This is a genomic window from Haloflavibacter putidus (genome assembly GCF_006546625.1).
GTDB classification, from domain to species: Bacteria; Bacteroidota; Bacteroidia; order Flavobacteriales; family Flavobacteriaceae; genus Mesonia; species Mesonia putida.
On record NZ_VIAR01000002.1, the window covers coordinates 172,134 to 187,928 of the forward strand.

15 protein-coding genes are annotated in these 15,795 nt (G+C 34.0%); 8 read left to right on the forward strand and 7 right to left on the reverse strand.

The features are described 5' to 3' along the window. Positions 1 to 41 precede the first annotated feature (41 nt). The 6 genes from FKR84_RS02900 to FKR84_RS02925 are packed head-to-tail and all read right to left on the reverse strand — an operon-like array spanning position 42 to position 4,589. Positions 42 to 365 carry a DUF6787 family protein gene (locus tag FKR84_RS02900; RefSeq protein WP_141420692.1) on the reverse strand — a complete coding sequence of 108 codons (324 nt, stop codon included), beginning with the start codon at positions 363 to 365 and terminating at the stop codon, positions 42 to 44. Next, on the reverse strand, positions 362 to 745 hold the full coding sequence (locus FKR84_RS02905) for a DUF6146 family protein (protein ID WP_141420693.1): 384 nt from the start codon (positions 743 to 745) through the stop codon (positions 362 to 364). The genes FKR84_RS02900 and FKR84_RS02905 overlap by 4 nt, the downstream gene beginning before the upstream one ends. A gap of 6 nt (positions 746 to 751) precedes the next feature. After that, positions 752 to 1,507 carry a septal ring lytic transglycosylase RlpA family protein gene (locus FKR84_RS02910; protein WP_141420694.1) on the reverse strand — a complete coding sequence of 252 codons (756 nt, stop codon included), beginning with the start codon at positions 1,505 to 1,507 and terminating at the stop codon, positions 752 to 754. Position 1,508: 1 nt separating this feature from the next. Next, entirely contained in the window at positions 1,509 to 2,462 is a 954-nt protein-coding gene (locus FKR84_RS02915; protein WP_141420695.1) for an NAD(P)-dependent oxidoreductase, read from the reverse strand. A gap of 14 nt (positions 2,463 to 2,476) precedes the next feature. Continuing rightward, positions 2,477 to 3,538 carry a 3-phosphoserine/phosphohydroxythreonine transaminase gene (gene serC, locus FKR84_RS02920; RefSeq protein WP_141420696.1) on the reverse strand — a complete coding sequence of 354 codons (1,062 nt, stop codon included), beginning with the start codon at positions 3,536 to 3,538 and terminating at the stop codon, positions 2,477 to 2,479. Beyond that, on the reverse strand, positions 3,525 to 4,589 hold the full coding sequence (locus tag FKR84_RS02925) for an acyl-CoA reductase (protein WP_141420697.1): 1,065 nt from the start codon (positions 4,587 to 4,589) through the stop codon (positions 3,525 to 3,527). Before FKR84_RS02925 ends, serC begins: the two co-directional genes overlap by 14 nt. Positions 4,590 to 4,655: 66 nt before the next feature. On the opposite strand from FKR84_RS02925, the gene FKR84_RS02930 reads away from it, so the two are divergent. Then, a complete protein-coding gene (locus FKR84_RS02930) occupies positions 4,656 to 5,006 on the forward strand; it encodes a 4Fe-4S dicluster domain-containing protein (protein ID WP_141420698.1) in 351 nt (116 codons plus the stop codon). 74 nt (positions 5,007 to 5,080) lie between these two features. Here FKR84_RS02930 and FKR84_RS02935 read toward each other — a convergent pair whose 3' ends face one another. Beyond that, on the reverse strand, positions 5,081 to 5,563 hold the full coding sequence (locus tag FKR84_RS02935; RefSeq protein WP_141420699.1) for a hypothetical protein: 483 nt from the start codon (positions 5,561 to 5,563) through the stop codon (positions 5,081 to 5,083). Positions 5,564 to 5,715: 152 nt separating this feature from the next. Between FKR84_RS02935 and ychF the strand changes: the two genes are divergently transcribed. From ychF to FKR84_RS02970, 7 genes are all read left to right on the forward strand, one after another. Further along, on the forward strand, positions 5,716 to 6,810 hold the full coding sequence (ychF, locus tag FKR84_RS02940; protein ID WP_141420700.1) for a redox-regulated ATPase YchF: 1,095 nt from the start codon (positions 5,716 to 5,718) through the stop codon (positions 6,808 to 6,810). Positions 6,811 to 7,041: 231 nt separating this feature from the next. Then, positions 7,042 to 9,231 (forward strand): tetratricopeptide repeat-containing hybrid sensor histidine kinase/response regulator, encoded by a 2,190-nt coding sequence (locus tag FKR84_RS02945; protein ID WP_141420701.1) that lies wholly within the window; start codon positions 7,042 to 7,044, stop codon positions 9,229 to 9,231. A gap of 89 nt (positions 9,232 to 9,320) precedes the next feature. Continuing rightward, positions 9,321 to 11,180 (forward strand): DNA topoisomerase IV subunit B, encoded by a 1,860-nt coding sequence (locus FKR84_RS02950; protein ID WP_141420702.1) that lies wholly within the window; start codon positions 9,321 to 9,323, stop codon positions 11,178 to 11,180. Positions 11,181 to 11,219: 39 nt separating this feature from the next. Then, positions 11,220 to 13,847 carry a DNA gyrase/topoisomerase IV subunit A gene (locus tag FKR84_RS02955; RefSeq protein ID WP_141420703.1) on the forward strand — a complete coding sequence of 876 codons (2,628 nt, stop codon included), beginning with the start codon at positions 11,220 to 11,222 and terminating at the stop codon, positions 13,845 to 13,847. Between the two features lie 9 nt (positions 13,848 to 13,856). Next, a complete protein-coding gene (gene mscL, locus FKR84_RS02960; protein WP_141420704.1) occupies positions 13,857 to 14,294 on the forward strand; it encodes a large-conductance mechanosensitive channel protein MscL in 438 nt (145 codons plus the stop codon). A gap of 47 nt (positions 14,295 to 14,341) precedes the next feature. Beyond that, on the forward strand, positions 14,342 to 15,058 hold the full coding sequence (locus tag FKR84_RS02965) for a CPBP family intramembrane glutamic endopeptidase (RefSeq protein ID WP_141420705.1): 717 nt from the start codon (positions 14,342 to 14,344) through the stop codon (positions 15,056 to 15,058). 328 nt (positions 15,059 to 15,386) lie between these two features. Further along, positions 15,387 to 15,650: a hypothetical protein gene (locus FKR84_RS02970; RefSeq protein ID WP_141420706.1), complete on the forward strand. Its 264-nt coding sequence runs from the start codon at positions 15,387 to 15,389 to the stop codon at positions 15,648 to 15,650. Positions 15,651 to 15,795: the final 145 nt, after the last annotated feature.

Sequence of the window (15,795 nt, forward strand, 5' to 3'; positions counted from 1 at the left end):
TAAAGCTGACCATATCGAAAAATATGTAAACTTACTTTAGGTTATTCTTTAAAGAGCCAACCTAATCCTAATCTACTAAGCATTTTTTTTTCAAAAGCCCAAAAGAATTTAAACTGCCCGAAAATCCATCCGTTAAAAACCAGAAGTACTTGGTAAATAGGAAATATTAAGGCTATACGTAAAAAATAATAAATAAATCCGCCAAAAAAGAAACTTTCCGAAAAGTTGTCTCTAGTAAGGTTTAATAAGTCTAAAACAGGCTTAGCCAGATATGCGGAAAGCGAGCCGGTTATGGCAAAAACAATAAAAATTATAGTTAGCTGAAAGTTAGAGCTAATGCCCCAACGTTCTTTTAATTTCTTCATAAGTCTTGTTTATATTTCTCCTGAAAATAAATAAAGTAATTGTACAAGTTGTAATGCACTTCTTTGCCGTACTCGCGATTTTCGTCATAATTTATCTCAGAGAGGTATAGCTCTTTATCATATTCTGAATTATCGACCCGCTTATTAAAATTGTTTATAAAATCAGTATTTTTTTCTTTTAAAAACCCTAATTTATAGGTGTTTATTTGCGGCTGGTTCTTTTTCCAAGCTATAAACCCCGGTTCTTTTATAAGAACTTCATAAGTTAAATGTTGGTTATTACCTTGAGAAGAATTTTCATTTTGCCCAGAATCGTTTTGGCTTGTTTTACACGCGTTAAGCAAGAGTATAAGAGAAAAAAGACTTAGAATGTTTTGCATAATCTATTAATTACTGGTTAGTTCTGCAAAATCTACAATAAAACTATCGGGGTATTTTTTATCTACGCGTTTTTTAAAACGTTCTGCTTTATCACGTTTATTAAAGTTTCCTATTACCAAAGAGTATATTTTTACACCGTTTATATCTTTTACTTGTACGGTTATATCTTTTTGATAACTGCTTTTCAAGTTATCTGCCAATCTAATCAAATTTGCTAGTTCTTGAAAACTCCCAATTTGTACCCCAAACCAATCTGGTTTAATCCGGTTTATAGAAAGTTCATAAAACTCTTCGGGTTGTACGGTATTGACAGGACTCTGACTTTGATTGCCGGTTTGATTTGTATCTACATTTTTGGTATTTGTATTGGTACTTGCCACACTGGGCTCTAAATCTTGAATATTGTCTCCGGGATTGCCAACAACTTCAATAATAACATCGGTTACGCCGGCTCCTATAAAATCTAAATTTTTTGCAGCAGATCTGGATAAATCTATAATTCTTCCGCCAACAAAAGGTCCTCTGTCGTTTACTTCTACTACGGTAGATTTATTGTTGGCCATATTGGTAACACGTACTTTTGTACCAAAAGGCAAATGTCTGTGGGCTGCCGTTGGTTTATTATGATGATATTTTACCCCGCTTGCGGTTAAACGCCCTTCAAATTTATTGGCATAAAAAGAAGCTTTTCCTGTTTGCACTTGCGCGCTGGCAGCGGTAATTATAAATACTGCTATAAGTAAACTTAGTAGGTTTTTCATATTATAGATTAGTTTGATTTAGGATTAATTCCGCAATTTTTAAACTTTCTTTTTCCCGAACATCTACGCTTCTGGCAGCAATATTGGGACTAAGTGAAATTGCAGGATTCATTAATAATTGAATTTCTGGCGTTGGTTCTTTTTCAAAACGGTCTAAACCTGCAAAACGTATTTTTTTGTCGTCTAAAGCTTTAACCAAAGCTACTTCGTCTATAAGTTTGCCGTTGGTTACATTTATTATACCTGCATTTGGTTTTATTTTGTCCAACTCTGTTTGGCCAATTGTATACTGTTTTTGGGGAGCATTGTGTAAACTTAGAAAATCTGCAGCTTTTAAAACTTCTTCTTTGCTGTGGGTTTCTAAGGTAAATTCTAATCGTTGCCCGTTTGCAAAGCTTAAGCTAAGCGTTTTTGCCTCTGTGTTTCTGTCGCAAAGCATTACCTTCATCCCTAAACCTAAAGCCATTTTTGCAACTTCCGTGGCAACGCTATTCCAACCAATTAAACCTAAAGTTTTACCCTCTAACTCTAGCGCATTGGTATAACTTTTTTGCAAGCTTTTAAAATTTGTTTCGCCTTCTAATGGCATATCCCTGTTTGCATTGTGTAAATTTCTTGCGCCAGAAAATATATGCGCAAACACCAATTCTGCCTCGCTTCTAGCAGAGACGTCGCCACAGTTTACAACAGTAATGTTATTAGTTTTAGCAACATTTAAGTCTATATTCGTGTTATTTTCTGCCGTATTGATTATTAGCTGCAAAGAAGAACAATCTTCTATAATACCTCTATGTATTTCGGTGTCTTTACCAATAACCACCGCTTCAATTTCATGTTCTTTTAAATAATTTTTTAGTTGTGCTTGAGCTACTTTAGCCATTTTTAATTCTAAAGGCTTATCTTTTAATAAGTTTAAGGCTTTGGCCGAAATTTTATGATTAATTAGTATTTTCATTCGTCAAATTTCAATTAAATATTCTTTTCTAATTCTTGCATGGTTTGTACTAAAAGTTCTACACTTTCTATAGATAAAGCATTGTACATAGATGCGCGATAACCGCCTATTGTTCTATGACCTTCTAGACCGTTTATTTCTGCTTTTTGCCACAAATCATTAAATTTATCGCTTAGGCTTTCGTCCTTTAAGAAAAAAGTGGCGTTCATCATAGAACGATCTTCTTTTTTGGCAAAACCGTAAAATAAAGGATTTCGATCTATTTCTTTATAAATTAATGCGGCTTTTTTTCGGTTTTTAGATTCTGTAGCAGATATTCCCCCTTGTTTTTCAAGCCATCTTAAATTCAGTAAAGCCACGTAAATTGCGTAAACCGGAGGAGTATTAAACATACTTTTACGTTCTATATGCGTTTGATAACTAAGCATAGAAGGCACATTAGGTTTTATTTTTTTGAGCAATTCTTTTTTAATAAGTACCAATGCCGTTCCTGTTGTACCAATATTTTTCTGGGCTCCTGCATAGATAAGATCAAATTGATTATAGTCTATTTTTTTCGAAAAAATATCACTACTCATATCGCAAATCATCGGGATTCCTATTTGCGGAAATTCTTTTAGCTGCGTGCCATAAATAGTATTGTTGCTGGTGCAATGAAAATAATCTACTTCAGGAATTGAATAATTTTTAGGAACGTAATTGTAATTTTCATCTTTTGAAGAAGCTACTTTTATTGCTTCCCCAAACAATTCTCCTTCTTTTATGGCTTTAGAGGACCAGACTCCGGTATCTAAATAAGCCGCTTTTTTTTGAAGAAAATTATAGGCAACCATCAAAAATTGCATACTGGCGCCACCGTGCAAAAAAAGCGCTTCATAATCTTTGTTTTGCAAATCTGCCATTTCTAAAGCCAGCGCTCTTGCTTCTTCCATAATGGCAACAAAAGCATCGCTTCTGTGCGAAATTTCTAAAATAGAAAGTCCGCTGTTGTTATAGTTTTCTACGGCCGCAGCAGCTTCTTTAAAAACGCTTTGCGGCAAAGTACAAGGTCCGGCGCAAAAATTATGCTTTCTCATAACGTAAATTGCTTAAAAAATGCAAGGTATCTACTCCGTCTGCATAATCGGTTAAAGCTGGATGCTGACTTTCTCCAAAATCTACATGTTTTGAGGAAGAAGAAACGATGCATTGTAATTTTTTTTCATCGTTTTTTAACTTTACGGAAAGTTCTTCTTCGTTATTATAGTATTCGTAAAACAAACAAGCAATAGGAGAAGAGTAGGAGGTGTCTTCTTTTAAAACAAGAAAATTATTGTCTAGCAATTTTATATTGCTCATTAAATATACCGCTTTGTTATAATCGTAATTATTGGCATATTTATGATGATTAATAATTGGGTGCCAATCATAAATAGCTTCAAAAAATACGCTAAAATCATAATTTTTAGGCACAAAAAGTTTGGAAACATTTCTACAGCCTAAACCGTAATATCTAAAAATATCTTCGGCAAGGGCTTTTAATTGCTGTGTAGTTTCTTTGCCGGTTAAAATAGCTACAGCATTTCTGTTTTTTCTTATAATTGCCGGTTTTTTCCTAAAGTAATAATCAAAATACCGGGCGGTATTGTTGCTTCCGGTAGCAATTACAGCATCAAAATTTTTGAGTTGTTCTTTTTCAAAAGCGATTAAATTTTCAAAATCTTTGTTATACTTAATAAGTATTTCGGCTAAAGCCGGTAACAAAAACTTATCGTTAGAAGACATTTTCACCAAGGCTTTATTACCCGATAAAAGCACGCTAAGAAAATCATGAAAGCCAACTAAAGGAATATTTCCTGCCATAATTATAGCAACTGTCTTTTGGGAGGTAGGAAAAGTATAAGCCGCCGTCCAATTTTCTAATTTTTCTTTGGTGAGGGCTTGCGACCATTGGTTTAAAGCAAAATAGATATTCTCTTTGGTAAACCAGCCATTATGTTGCAAGCTTACTTCTATAGCTTCAGCCAGTTTTTTATGTTCTGGGGTTAAAGCAGATTCGTTATTATTTTCTTCGGAAAATTGGGTAATATGCTCCTTTAAAAAATTTCCTACGGCAGTAAAAGCTTTTATACGGGTTTCTAGTCTCATATAATTTGGTTATGAATGCTAATGGCTTTATTTTTGTACAAAGTTACATAATATAAAAGGAAAAAAATGGCAATAATTATAACAGATGAATGCATAAATTGTGGTGCTTGTGAGCCAGAGTGTCCAAACACCGCAATTTACGAAGGAGCAGATGATTGGCGTTATGCAGATGGTACCGATTTGGAAGGCGATGTCGTCTTGCCCGACGGAAAAGAAGTAAATGCCCAAGAAACCCAAGAACCCGTAAGCGACGAGTTTTATTATATTGTACCCGATAAATGTACCGAGTGCAAAGGTTTTCACGACGAGCCACAATGTGCTGCCGTTTGCCCGGTAGACTGTTGTGTTCCTGATGACGATCACGTAGAAAGCGAAGAAACCTTGTTAGAAAAACAAGCTTTTATGCATAATGAATAAAACTTTGCACAGAAATTAATAAAAAAAGCTCTCAGAAATCTGAGAGCTTTTTTTATTAAAGGGTATTCAGTTTATTACCGTTTAATTCTATATTTTTTAGAAACTACGATATCTGCTTCGGGGTCGTAGCTTTTTAAGATGAAGTTACCTTCATCGTCAAAGAAACCAATAGAATGCTTGTCATCGATAATTAAAAAGTAGGCGTTATTATCATCTATTTTTCTAATTTTACCATATTCTTGCATACGACCATCCTTCATTTTCATCATTACATAACCTTTATTGTCTTTTCTAACAGTAAATTGATCGCCATCTACCATCATAGCTTTAGTAGCACTAAAACTCTTTTTTCTGGTTACACTTTGGTTGGTTTCATCGCTATTTTCTAACTCTAAAGTTTCTGCTTGTTTATGTTTTCGTTGTTTAACATCTACATTTACGCCTTTACTTGATTTAGTAGTCGTTTTTACCGTTGTGGTTTTTTCCAATCTATCTTCATTTTGTGCAAAACCTGTAGTTACTGCACCTAAGGCCAAAATTATTAATAAACGTTTCATAATAGTTGTTTTTTCTAATTTTACACAAATATAAGGCTTGGGCTTGTTAATTTATTATAAGTAAAAACTAATGTTTACTTAATCTTTACGGAAGGAAAGCGTTTGTTTACCCAAACATTTTTTATATTTGCAACTTTTTAAAATAAACGATTATGAAAGCAGGAATTGTTGGCTTGCCAAATGTGGGAAAATCTACTTTGTTTAACTGTTTGTCTAATGCCAAAGCGCAGAGTGCAAACTTCCCTTTTTGTACAATAGAGCCAAATATTGGGGTGGTTAACGTGCCGGATCCGCGTTTAAAAGTTTTAGAAGATTTGGTAAAACCAGAAAGGGTATTGCCAGCTACTGTAGAGATTGTAGATATTGCAGGCTTGGTAAAAGGAGCCAGTAAGGGAGAAGGTTTAGGCAATCAGTTTTTAGGTAACATTAGAGAAACAGATGCAATTTTGCACGTTTTGCGTTGTTTTGATAACGATAATGTGGTACACGTTGATGGCAGCGTAGATCCCATACGCGACAAAGAAACCATCGATATGGAACTGCAACTAAAAGATTTAGAAACGGTAGAAAAGAAATTAGACAAAGTTAAACGTGCCGCTAAAACCGGTCAAAAAGAAGCGCAAAAAGAAGAAGCTGTTTTATTAAAGCTTAAAGAAGGCTTAGAAGCCGGTAAAAATATTCGTGCTTTAGATATAGATAAAGAAGACCGTGTAGATTTTGTAAAACCTTTACAATTTATAACAGATAAACCGGTATTATATGTATGTAATGTAGACGAAGAAGCTGCAGTTTCTGGTAATCAATATGTAGAGCAAGTTAAAGATGCCGTAAAAAACGAAAATGCCGAAGTTTTGACGCTTGCCGTAGGAATAGAAGCAGATATTGCAGAATTAGAAGATTATGAAGAGCGCAAAATGTTTCTAGAAGATATAGGTTTAAAAGAAGCGGGCGCCGCAAAACTTATTCAGGCTGCTTACAAATTGCTTAACCAACAAACCTATTTTACAGCGGGAGAAAAAGAAGTAAGAGCTTGGACGATTCCTGTTGGTGCGACCGCTCCACAGGCCGCGGGAGTAATTCATACAGATTTTGAAAAAGGTTTTATACGTGCAGAAGTTATTAGTTATGCAGATTATGAAAAGTACAAAAACGAAACCAAAATTAAAGAGGCAGGTAAACTAGGTGTAGAGGGAAAAGATTATATCGTACAAGATGGCGATGTAATGCATTTTAGATTTAATGTGTAAGCAAAGCTTTTTTAGCAGAAAACGATATAATAATTAAAGAAAGTCCGGGAACGGGCTTTTTTTATAGGGTATTTTTACACTTTTATCGAAAAGCTAAGGAGTAATCTTATTATTAAAGAAATGTTAATATATTTCGGTACAAAAATTTATGCTTGCTGTAAAATACATATTTTTAGATGTAGGCTAAAAACTTTACATACAAATGTATTTCATGAGTTTAAATAAAAATATATGTTAAGGTACTTTTGTATTTTATTTTTCGCGCTATTTATCTTGTCTGCATCTTCGCAAGAATATGAAGATATTGCCACAGATTCTTTGGAGCAATATTTAGAAGAATGTTACGAGCACTTTGAGAAAAGTGAATTTGTAGAATCCGTAAAGATTGCCAATAAACTTTTAGATGCATCGCATAAAAAAGATAACAAACATTTTAAAGCAGAAGCCTATTATTTTCTTGGTTTAGTAGACGAAATAACCAGAAGTTACGATAGAGCAGAAGTAAAGTACTTAAAATCGCTGTCTATCGTAAAAGAGCTGAAAGATACTTTATTTATTGTAGATATTTACAACGGATTAGGAAGTGTTACTGCTTTAAAAGACAAGAATTTTAAAAAATCAGAAGCTTATTATCTTGAAGGCTTAGATCTTGCAGAAAAAATTAATTCGCAATACACCGCTACTTTAACTTTAAATTTGTGTTGGAATTATTTAGACCAAAACAAACCAGAAAAGGTTACTCCATATGTTAGTCGGTTACAAAGTTACCTGAAAAACCCTCCAGACGATGGCGACGAACCACTTACACGAAGCAGTATTAACCACGTTTTAGGTAGATATTATACACACAAAAACAGGTTTGAAAACGCAGAACGTTTATTTAAAAAGTCTATTGCGTTAGGAAAAAAGCACGATTTGTACGAGCAATTGCAATATGCTTATTTATATAGTAGCAAAGCTTACGCGAAAAATAATAACCACCAAGCAGCGTACAAACATTTACAAGAGCATTTAAAATATAAAGAAATATTTGTAAACAGAGATCTCACAGAAAAACTAAGGGCAGAAGGTATACGATTTAAGCTTGCCGAATACGAACGAGCTTTAGAAACTTCTAAACGAGGCGAAGAGCTTATGGCTTCTATTGCTGCCTCGCGCAATAAATTAATTTGGGTTTATACATTTGTTTTTGTGGTGCTACTCATATTATTGATAATCATTTTTAAAGAAAACCGCACCAAAAGAAAATTAATTAAGTTTCTAAACCAAAATAACGAAGCTTTAAAAAGAGCCAACCAAAAAGCAGATGCGGCAGCCAAGATAAAATCGCAATTTATTAATAGCATAAGCCACGAGATTCGCACTCCGTTACACGGTGTAGTTGGTATAACTTCTCTTTTATTGGCTGAAAAAGAAATTTCTGACGGGAATAAACAGCTTCTCGAATCGCTTAAATTCTCTGGAGATTATCTGTTAAGTTTAATTAACAATGTGTTGCTAATTAGTAAAATAGATAACCACAAAGTAAAAATAAGACCAAAAGAAACAGATTTAAAAAGCTTTACGGATAATATTACCAATTCTGTACAATTTTCTGCAGAAAAAAATGATTGTCAGGTTCACGTAGATTTGTCGCGCGATATTCCTTCAAAAGTAATGATAGATAGCACGATACTTTTTGAAATTTTAATAAACCTGATAGAAAATGCAATAAAATTTACTAAAAGCGGAAAAGTAATTCTATCTATAAAATTGGTGCAAGAAAAAGAAAATAAACTTGTCTTACAGTTTGCCGTAACAGACAATGGTGCCGGAATACCAAAAGATAAAAAAGAAGAGATATTTAACGAGTTTTCGCAAGTTAACCTAGACACCAGTATTATGGAAGGAACCGGCTTAGGACTTTCTATAGTAAAAAAATTGCTTGATTTGATGGATAGCGAAATACAAGTAGAAAGCAAATTAGGGAAGGGTACTACTTTTTATTTTGACTTAATCTGCGCTAAAATTAAAGATACACCAGCTCATAAAAAACTGGTAACCAACAAAAAATTGCTTGCCAACGCTCGCATTTTGCTTATAGAAGACAATAAAATTAACCGTATGGTCATAGAGAAATTCTTATCTGCTTACCAGGTTAATTTAGATATAAAAGACGAAGGTAAAGAAGGTTATCAAGCAATAACTCAAAATGAATACGATTTAATTTTACTCGATATTAATATACCCGGTATGAATGGCTTTGAAATATCCCAAAAAGTTCGAGAGACGCAAAACAATGTTCCTATAATTGCTGTAACAGCTTCAGAATTACGAGAAATTCAAGAAAAAGCAGATCTTGCCGGTATAGATGATATTTTAATAAAGCCATTTAGCAAAGAAAAACTAGTGGCAATTATAGAAAAACATCTACTTAAATAGCGGGCATAAAAAAAAATAAATACTTTCTAAAAAAGAGGTTTTATTTTCGCTTAAAACCTACTATATTAGCCGTACAGCATTAATCTTATATGGCACAAGAAACAAAGTACACCGAGGATAATATACGGTCGTTAGACTGGAAAGAACATATTAGGATGCGCCCGGGTATGTATATTGGTAAATTGGGCGATGGTTCTAGCGCAGATGATGGTATTTACATTCTTCTAAAAGAGGTTTTAGACAACTCTATAGACGAATTTGTAATGGGTTCCGGCAAAACTATCGAGGTTTCTATTCAAGGCCAACGCGTAATTGTACGCGATTACGGACGTGGAATTCCCCTAGGAAAAGTGGTAGACGTAGTTTCTAAAATGAATACCGGTGGTAAATACGACACAAAAGCTTTTAAAAAATCGGTTGGGTTAAATGGGGTAGGTACCAAAGCGGTAAATGCATTGTCCAATTTTTTTCGAGTAGAATCTAACAGAGAAGGTAAATCGGCTGCAGCCGAATTTGCTCAGGGAGAAATTCAAGAAGAAGAGTTTCTAGAAGAAACTTCGCGCAGACGCGGTACCAAAATTACTTTTGTGCCAGACGATAGTATTTTTAAAAAATACAAATACCGTTCTGAGTATGTGAGTAAAATGCTTAAAAACTACGTTTATCTCAATCCGGGATTAACCATTGTATATAACGGCGAAAAATTTTATTCAGAAAACGGATTAAAAGATTTACTGTCAGATCGTATAAACGAAAACGATAGACTTTTCCCAATTATTCACCTTCGCGGAGAAGATATAGAAGTTGCCATAACCTACAATAAAACACAATACAGCGAAGAATACAATTCTTTTGTAAACGGACAACATACCACGCAAGGCGGGACACATCAATCTGCTTTTAGAGAAGCCATTGTAAAAACAGCACGAGAATTTTACGGAAAGAATTTTGATGCCAGCGATATTAGAAAATCTATCGTTTCTGCAATTAGTATTAAAGTAATGGAGCCGGTTTTTGAAAGTCAGACAAAAACGAAACTAGGCTCTACAGATATGGGCGGTAAATTGCCAACGGTACGTACCTATATTTTAGACTTTGTTAAACGACAGTTAGATAATTATTTACACCGTAATCCAGAAACAGCCGAGAAACTTCAGAAGAAAATATTACAAGCAGAAAAAGAGCGTAAAGATTTATCCGGAATACGAAAATTGGCGAAAGAACGGGCTAAAAAAGCCAGTCTGCACAATAAAAAATTAAGAGATTGCCGTATACATTTGGGCGATGTAAAAAAAGAACGCAACTTAGAAACAACCTTGTTTATAACAGAGGGAGATTCGGCTAGCGGTAGTATAACAAAATCCAGAGATGTAAATACACAAGCGGTTTTTAGCTTAAAAGGAAAACCTTTAAATTCTTACGGTCTAAGCAAAAAGATTGTTTACGAGAACGAAGAATTTAACCTTTTGCAAGCAGCCTTAAATATAGAAGATTCTATAGAAGAGTTGCGTTATAACAATGTGGTAATAGCCACAGATGCAGATGTAGACGGGATGCACATTAGGTTGTTGTTAATTACTTTTTTCCTGCAATTCTTTCCGGAATTGATTAAAGAAGGACATTTATATATTTTGCAAACCCCGCTTTTTAGGGTACGAAATAAAAAAGAAACCTATTATTGCTATTCTGAAGAAGAAAAACGCAATGCGATTAATAAGTTAAGAGGAAAACCGGAAATTACACGATTTAAAGGTCTGGGAGAAATCTCTCCAGATGAGTTTAAATATTTTATAGGCGAAGATATTCGCTTAGATCCGGTTATGATAGATAAAGATACCGGTATAGAAGATTTACTGAAGTTTTATATGGGAAAAAATACAAGCGACAGGCAAGAATTTATTATAGATAACCTGCGAGTAGAGTTGGATGTAGTAGAAGAACTTCAGTAAAAAAAGTATAAATTAAAACGCGATTAGTTTTATTGCTTAATGGATATAGAAAACCCAAACGAAGAAAACGAACAGAATAATATAGAAGAGAATAACCAAGAGGTTTTAACCAAAGTTTCCGGTATGTATAAAGACTGGTTTTTGGATTATGCCTCTTACGTTATTTTAGAGCGTGCAGTGCCGGCCGTAGAAGATGGTTTTAAACCGGTGCACAGACGTATAATGCATTCTATGAAAGACCTGGACGATGGCCGCTACAATAAAGTTGCCAATATTGTAGGACATACAATGCAATACCACCCGCACGGCGATGCTAGTATTGCAGACGCTATGGTGCAAATTGGTCAAAAAGAATTATTGATTGATACGCAAGGAAACTGGGGTAATATTTTAACCGGAGACCGCGCCGCTGCGCCAAGATACATAGAAGCGCGTCTTTCTAAATTTGCGTTAGAAGTTGTTTTTAACCCAAAAACAACCGATTGGCAAAATTCTTATGACGGTCGTAAAAAAGAACCGGTGACCTTGCCGGTAAAATTTCCTTTACTTTTAGCGCAAGGAGCAGAAGGTATTGCGGTTGGATTGAGCACGCGTATTTTACCACACGATTTTAACGAACTTATAGACGCTTCCATAAAGCATTTAAAAGGTAAACGTTTTAAATTATTTCCAGATTTTCCTACCGCCGGTATTATGGATGTAAGCAATTACAACGATGGTTTGCGCGGCGGCAAGGTGAGAATACGGGCTAAAATTAATCAAAGAGACAAAAATACGCTGGTTGTTACCGAAATACCTTATGGCACTACAACTTCCAGTTTAATAGACTCGGTTATAAAAGCCAACGAAAAAGGCAAGATTAAAGTAAAACATATAGAAGATAATACGGCAGAAAATGTAGAAATACTCATTCATTTACCCAATAATTTATCGCCAGATAAAACTATAGATGCGCTGTACGCTTTTACCAATTGCGAGATTTCTATATCGCCATTAAGTTGTATAATTATAGATCATAAACCACATTTTATTGGGGTTTCAGAAATTTTACGACTTAGTACAGACCACACTTTGTCGCTCTTAAAAAAAGAGTTAGAAATAAAGTTGCACGAGCTGGAAGAACAATGGCATTTCTCTTCTTTAGAACGAATTTTTATAGAAAAAAGAATTTACCGAGACATAGAAGAAGAAGAAACTTGGGAAGGCGTAATTGCTGCCATAGACAAAGGTTTGCAACCGCATATTGGGCATTTAAAAAGAGCCATAACTACAGAAGATATTACGCGATTAACAGAAATAAAAATCAAACGCATTTCGCGTTTTGATCTAGATAAAGCACAACAAAAAATTGATGCTTTAGAAGATGAAATTGCACAAGTAAAACATAATCTAGACAATTTAATTGCCTTTGCAATAGCCTATTTTGAAAGTCTTAAAAAGAACTATGGTGAAGGCCGCGAACGTAAAACAGAATTGCGTTTGTTTGAAGATATAGAAGCTACAAAAGTGGTTATTCGCAATACAAAATTGTACGTTAATAGAAAAGAAGGTTTTATTGGTACTTCTTTACGGAAGGATGAATACGTAACAGATTGTAGCGATATAGACGATATTATTTGCTTTACGGAAGATGGGACAATGCGCGTAACCAAAGTAGACAGTAAAACCTTTATTGGCAAAAATATTATTCACGTTGCTGTTTTTAAGAAAAAAGACAAACGCACTATTTATAATGTTATTTATAAAAACGGCAAAGGCGGTAATAATTACTTAAAACGTTTTGCAGTAACGTCTATAACCCGCGATAGGGAATATAGTGTTGGTAAAGGAAAACCTGGCACGCAAGTACTTTATTTTTCGGCCAACCCTAATGGCGAAGCAGAAGTGGTTACCGTATATTTACGCCAAAAAGGACAGCTTAAGAAATTAAAATTTGAAGTAGACTTTGCCGACTATAAAATTAAAGGAAGAGGCGTAAAAGGAAATTTAATTACCAAACACGCCGTTAAGCGAATTGAACTAAAAGAAGAGGGTGTTTCTACTTTAAAACCAAGAAAAATTTGGTTTGACGATGTCGTGCAACGTCTAAATACAGATGAAAGAGGAGAACTGATAGGAGAGTTTAAAGGCGAAGACAGAATTTTGTTGGTAACGCAAGATGGTTTAGTAAAAACCATTGTTCCGGAACTAACTACACGTTTTGATGAAGCATACGTGGTATTGGAAAAATGGATTCCCGAAAAACCAATCACAGCAGTTTATTGGGAAGGAGAAAAAGAGCGGTATTATGTAAAACGTTTCCTAATTGAAAATCCAGAAAGAGAAGAACTTATTATTACCGAGCACCCTAAATCCCAATTAGAATTAATTTCTACAGATTATATACCGCTGTTAGAAATGGTTTTTAAAAAAGCAAAAGGCAAAGAAAGAAAACCAAACGAAACGCTTAATTTAGAAGAGTTTATTGCTGTAAAAGGTATAAAAGCCCAAGGCAATCAATTAACCACAGATAAGGTAAAACAACTAAATTTACTAGAACCCATTGCCTATAAAGAAGAAGACGAAGAAGAGGAAGTTACTGAAAATAACAAGAATCAGATAGAAGAAGAAAAAGACGATAACGCCAATAACAAAAAAGATGACGAGTCGCAACCTACGTTGTTCTAAGTTAGTAAGATGAAGATAATTAAGGAGTTTAAAGAGTTTGCCATAAAAGGTAATATGATAGATATTGCCGTTGGGGTAATAATTGGGGCCGCTTTTAACAAGGTTATAGATGTTCTGGTAAAAAAAATTATGATGCCGCCACTGTCTATGCTTACCAGTGGTATTAATTATGAAGACAAAAAGTTAATACTACAAGAAGCGGTAGAAGTAAACGGCGAGATTACTTCGCCGGCCATTGCCATAGAATATGGTGAGTTATTTACTGCTTTTTTAAACTTTTTAATAATTGCTTTTGTGGTTTTTATGGTAATCCGGGCAATGAACAGACTTCGTAAAAACGCACAAGATCCCGAAAACAAAAAGACCGTTACCCCAAAAGACATCGAACTTTTATCGGACTTAAAAAACCTTATGCACGAGCAAAACGAACTTTTAAAGAAGAAGTAGGTTGGATTTTATGAGGTGTTGGACATAATTTAAAACCAACCAAGTAAATGATAGGAATTTTAGTCGCAATTGCCATTTCTTGGTTACTTCTATACTTAATAGAAAAGAAGAATATTTTAGCATTAGGATTTCTTCCAATTGCAAAAAGGTTAAAACAATTCTTAATCGGATTTTTAATAACTGGAATACTTTGCGTTCTTGACCAATTTTTAGAATCATATCTAAAATCATCAACTTGGATTCTGAACGAAGATATTACTGGCGGGATTATTTTAAAATCATTTTGGTGGGATGTTAAATCCGTATTGACAGAAGAATTAATTTTTCGTGGAGCTTTGCTGTATATTCTAATTCAAAAAATTGGCTCACGTAAAAGTATATTGATTTCCGCCATTGCATTCGGAGTTTATCATTGGTTCTCTTTTGGAGTTTTAGGAAATATAATGGCAATGATTTTAGTTTTTATCGGGACTGGGCTAATGGGCTATGCTTGGGCTTGGGCTTTCTCGAAAACCAAATCGATAATGCTACCTTTCGGACTTCATTTAGGCTGGAATTTTATTTATAACACTATATTTTCAAACGGACCATTAGGCGAATTGATGTTTATTTCAAAAGGCGGAAATGAATTAACTGATTGGATTTCACTGCTAAACTTTGTTAGTGGTTTAGTAATAGTTCCAATTTTAATTTTATTTTATGTCAAGTATTTTGTGAAAGACGAAACAAAACTAAATACAGGAGCGAAGAAAAAATATGCTTAACACCATACAAACACGCGTTCACCATATTAAAACGCTATGTAGGATAAAAAAGTAAATCAAAAACACCAAACATCACTCCATCCAAGAGTAAAACGAGCTTTTAAAGAAGAAGTAGGTTGGATTTTAGGAGGTGTTGGTATTAATTTAAAACTTAAAATATGGAAATAATTAATACAAATATTGGATGGTTGATTTTCATCGCTATTACAGCATCTATATTTATTTATAAAAAAGCACAAAAAGCCCCGATGTTAATACGTGTAAATTTGAAACAACTAAAAAAATTAAAGGTTTACCTCACGATAATTTAAACCTTATCAAGCAGGCTTTGAAAAATGCTGGTTTTAATAAAGTTGGAATCGATGAGGATAAAAACTGTTTTTACGCGAAAACTACATTTTCAATGTCCTCATTTCTTGAATATATCGAAATATCCTATCAAAATACTCAAAATAAAACTGAATTAAAGTTTAAATCTATATGTGCTTTACCTACTCAGATTTATGATTGGGGAAAAAATAAAAGAAACTTTGAAAGGTTCGAAAAAGAGATAGATCAGCTACTCAGTGTTAATAAAACTTCTTTATCTTAAATTTGGAGTTTTAGAAGTTTAAAGGTGAAAACTTAAAAAATCGGCTTGTGCTTAGCCAAAAAATAATAGCTAACTATCACTATATTAGATACATAAAAGAGCGTTACGCGTCATTTAAATGAAGTTATTTCCCGAAATAGGTTAA